The organism is Neisseria sp. P0022.S010 (assembly GCF_051956635.1).
In genome coordinates this window covers 1-3,481 of sequence record NZ_JBQCXF010000308.1, presented here as the reverse complement: position 1 = coordinate 3,481, position 3,481 = coordinate 1, and the positions used below count along the sequence as shown (strand labels likewise).

At 49.5% G+C, this 3,481-nt stretch carries 4 protein-coding genes and 1 pseudogene; 3 read left to right on the top strand and 2 right to left on the bottom strand.

What is annotated here, in order from left to right; all coding sequences use genetic code 11:
- Together ACTHUT_RS15815 and ACTHUT_RS15810 are read left to right on the top strand one after the other, a co-directional pair.
- Window positions 1–137: pseudogene (locus ACTHUT_RS15815) on the top strand (J domain-containing protein); the annotation flags it as partial.
- Between the two features lie 15 nt (window positions 138–152).
- Window positions 153–443 (top strand): chaperone modulator CbpM, encoded by a 291-nt coding sequence (locus ACTHUT_RS15810; RefSeq protein ID WP_049336193.1) that lies wholly within the window; start codon window positions 153–155, stop codon window positions 441–443.
- Window positions 444–560: 117 nt separating this feature from the next.
- Here ACTHUT_RS15810 and ACTHUT_RS15805 read toward each other — a convergent pair whose 3' ends face one another.
- Together ACTHUT_RS15805 and ACTHUT_RS15800 are read right to left on the bottom strand one after the other, a co-directional pair.
- Complete coding sequence (locus tag ACTHUT_RS15805) at window positions 561–755, bottom strand: YbdD/YjiX family protein (RefSeq protein WP_003747442.1); 195 nt, start codon at window positions 753–755, stop codon at window positions 561–563.
- A complete protein-coding gene (locus ACTHUT_RS15800) occupies window positions 745–2,826 on the bottom strand; it encodes a carbon starvation CstA family protein (protein ID WP_440419020.1) in 2,082 nt (693 codons plus the stop codon). The genes ACTHUT_RS15805 and ACTHUT_RS15800 overlap by 11 nt, the downstream gene beginning before the upstream one ends.
- Before the next feature lie 330 nt (window positions 2,827–3,156).
- Here ACTHUT_RS15800 and ACTHUT_RS15795 point away from each other — a divergent pair.
- Window positions 3,157–3,481: S4 domain-containing protein (locus ACTHUT_RS15795; protein WP_440419018.1), on the top strand; the 325-nt coding region annotated here is incomplete at its 3' end.

The following is a 3,481-nucleotide window of genomic DNA, read 5'->3' as shown; positions in this document are numbered from 1 at the left end:
AAGGCAAAGGTATTCCTGCAAAAGAAGCCGGAGACCTTTATCTCAATATCCGCATTAATGTTCCGCCAGTAGAGAGCGAAGCCGACCGTGCCGCATGGGAAAAATTGGCCGAACACTTTGCCGCGAATCAAGCATAAAAGAAAGGATAAATTATGATTCAGTCCTCCGATGTTACCCTTACTTTTGAAGAAATCGTTGCCGCTAGCCGCTGCCGTCGTGATTGGCTGTTGGAACTTATAGCAGAAGACATCATCAGCATAGATGGAGTGCCCGAAAAAAGCACCTTCAGTGGTTTTCATCTTGCCCGCATCCGTCGCGCACAACGCTTAAGCCGTGATTTTGAGGCCGGCATTCCTGCATTGGGGCTGATTATGCGGCTGTTGGACGAGGTGGAAGAACTCAGAAAAATACAGCGTCCGCTGGTCCTGCTCGAAGAAGAGTAAATATTGGCAAGTTGTTCGATTAAATATTGATGACAAGACAAAGTTTTTGATTTTTATTGATATTCCATAATGAAAGGCCGTCTGAAAATATTTTCAGACGGCCTTTTTATGCCTTCATTAACAACAGCGTCCGCCGTTGCCGCCGCAACGGCGTTTGCGGCAGTAGTCTTGGAATTGCAGCTCGGTCATGACCGGCGCGTTGGGATTATGTTTGCGCTGGCGGGCAACGTAGTTTTCATAATCTGGGACACCGGCCATCAAGTTCGCTGTCAACTTGATGGTTTTCCACCAAGATGCGAGCTTATGCTTCACTTTGAGTCTCCGGCTGTTTACCGTCGCGGTACACTGCTGGAATTTCTTTAGCAGTTGGCCAACCGACTTTGCGGGCTTTCATGGCAGTACGGAAACCGTACACGGCGACAATCACGACAACTGCCAAGAACAAAGCGGTCAAACCGGCATTGATTTGGTCGTTGAAGATGATTTGTGACATTTCGCCAATGTCTTTAGCAGGAGCGAGGACTTCGCCTGAAGCCAAGGCATCGCGGTATTTGCCTGCGTGAGCCAAGAAGCTGACGCGCGGGTCGCTGTGGAACAGTTTTTGCAAACCGGCATAGCAGGTTACGAACAATACGCCGACAGCAGGAACCAAAGTTACCCAAACATAGCGGTCGCGTTTCATTTTCACCAATACGACGGTACACATAATCAACGCTACGCCTGCAAGCATTTGGTTGGCGATACCAAACAACGGCCAGAGCGAGTTAATACCGCCCAGAGGGTCGGTTACGCCGGTATAGAGGAAGTAACCCCACAATGCCACAGCAAAGAATGTGGCAACCAAGTTGGCAGGGATTGAGTCGGTGTTACCGAATGGTTTGTAGAAGATACTGCCCAAGTCTTGAATCATGAAACGGGCAACGCGTGTACCGGCGTCAACCGCGGTCAAGATGAACAAGGCTTCAAACAGCAAGGCAAAGTGATACCAGAACGCCATCATGGCTTCGCCCGGAATCAGGCGGCTCATGATGTGTGCCATACCGACTGCGAGGGTTGGCGCACCGCCTGCACGGGACAGAATGGTGTTTTCGCCCACTTCTTTAGCAGTGTGCAACAGGGTTGCGGCATCAACAGAGAAATTCAGTTTAGTGGTGATGACTTCGGCAGCTGTGTTGGCATCTGTACCAATCAGCGCAGCCGGGCTGTTCATCGCGAAGTACACGCCTGGCTCAAGCGAAGCGGCGGCAGCCAGCGCCATAATGGCCACAAAGCTTTCCATAATCATGCCGCCGTAACCGATCATGCGGACGTGTGTTTCGTTTTCCACCATTTTTGGAGTGGTACCTGAAGAAATCAGCGCATGGAAGCCTGAAACCGCACCACAAGCAATGGTAATGAATAAGAATGGGAACAATGCACCAGAGAATACCGGGCCTGAACCATCGATAAAGTGGGTAACTGCAGGCATTTGCAGAGTCGGGTTAACAATAACGATACCCAAAGCCAAAGCTGCAATCGTACCGATTTTCAGGAAGGTAGACAGATAGTCGCGCGGAGTCAGCAAGAGCCAAACCGGCAATACGGAAGCCACGAAACCGTAAATCATAATCGCCCAAGTCAGCTGAATGCCGTCAAGGTCGAACCAATGGCCGAAGGAGCTGCGGGCAACATCTTCACCGTAAATCACAGCCAACATCAGCAAAATAAAGCCGACGATGGAAATCTCGCCGATTTTGCCCGGACGGATATAACGGGTGTAGATACCCATAAACAGGGCAATCGGCATAGTCGCTGCGATGGTGAACGTACCCCAAGGGCTGTGAACCAATGCTTTCACAACAATCAGCGCCAACACCGCCATAATGATGACCATAATCATCAAAATACCAATGGATGCAATCACGCCGGGAACGGTACCGAGTTCTTGTTTCACGATATCGCCCAAAGACTTACCGTCACGGCGCATAGAAACAAATAGTACCATCATATCCTGTACGGCACCGGCAAATACCACGCCGAAGATAATCCACAAAGTACCGGGCAGATAACCCATTTGCGCTGCCAATACAGGACCAACCAGAGGGCCTGCGCCGGCAATAGCGGCAAAGTGGTGGCCGAACAGTACGCCTTTATGTGTGGGAACATAGTCCAAGCCGTCATTGTGGCGTTCTGCCGGAGTCAGACGGTTAGGATCAAGCTGCATCACACGGTTGGCAATGTAAAGACTGTAGAAACGGTAGGCAATGCAGTATACCGAAATGGCGGCCGTAACCATCCAAATCGCACTGACTTGCTCGCCACGGCTGAGAGCTAAAGTAGTAAAGGAGGCCAAGCCTACCAAAACCACAATGCCCCAGATCAAAAATGATTTGAGCGATTTCATTGATTTATCCTTAAAACGTGATGCACCAAGGCTTGCTTTAGCGACAAACTGCCTTAATGCGCTTCAGAAAGACCAGTCATTATAGTCTTCATGATTTCATGAGTGAAATGTCATTTCAACCCAAATTCGACTGAAAACAAAATGATTAGTTCGTCCGTAAGGTTAACACAAACAGACAATATACCCTTCATTTTTTACTTCAAAACTAAATATTCCTTAACATATAACAAACGAAAGGCCGTCTGAAAACCCAAAAATTCAGTTTTCAGACGGCCTGACAAACAGTCAATGCTATAATCCGACATTCCCATTTCTCTATATTGCCATACCATGCAAAACAACGATTCCGAAACCATGCGCCTCTCCAAACGCATGGCGCAATTGGGCTTATGCTCGCGCCGCGAGGCAGACAGTTACATCGAGCAAGGCTGGGTCAAAGTCAACGGTCAAACCGCCGTACTCGGTCAAAAAGTCACCGAGCGCGACCGCATCGACCTCAACAAACAAGCCCATGGAAAACAAGCCGCACGCGTAACCATCCTGCTGAACAAACCCGTCGGCTACGTCAGCGCGCAGGCAGAAAAAGGCTATAAATCCGCCGCCGAACTCATTACCGCCGACAACCATTGGGAAGGCGACGACAGCCGTATCCCTT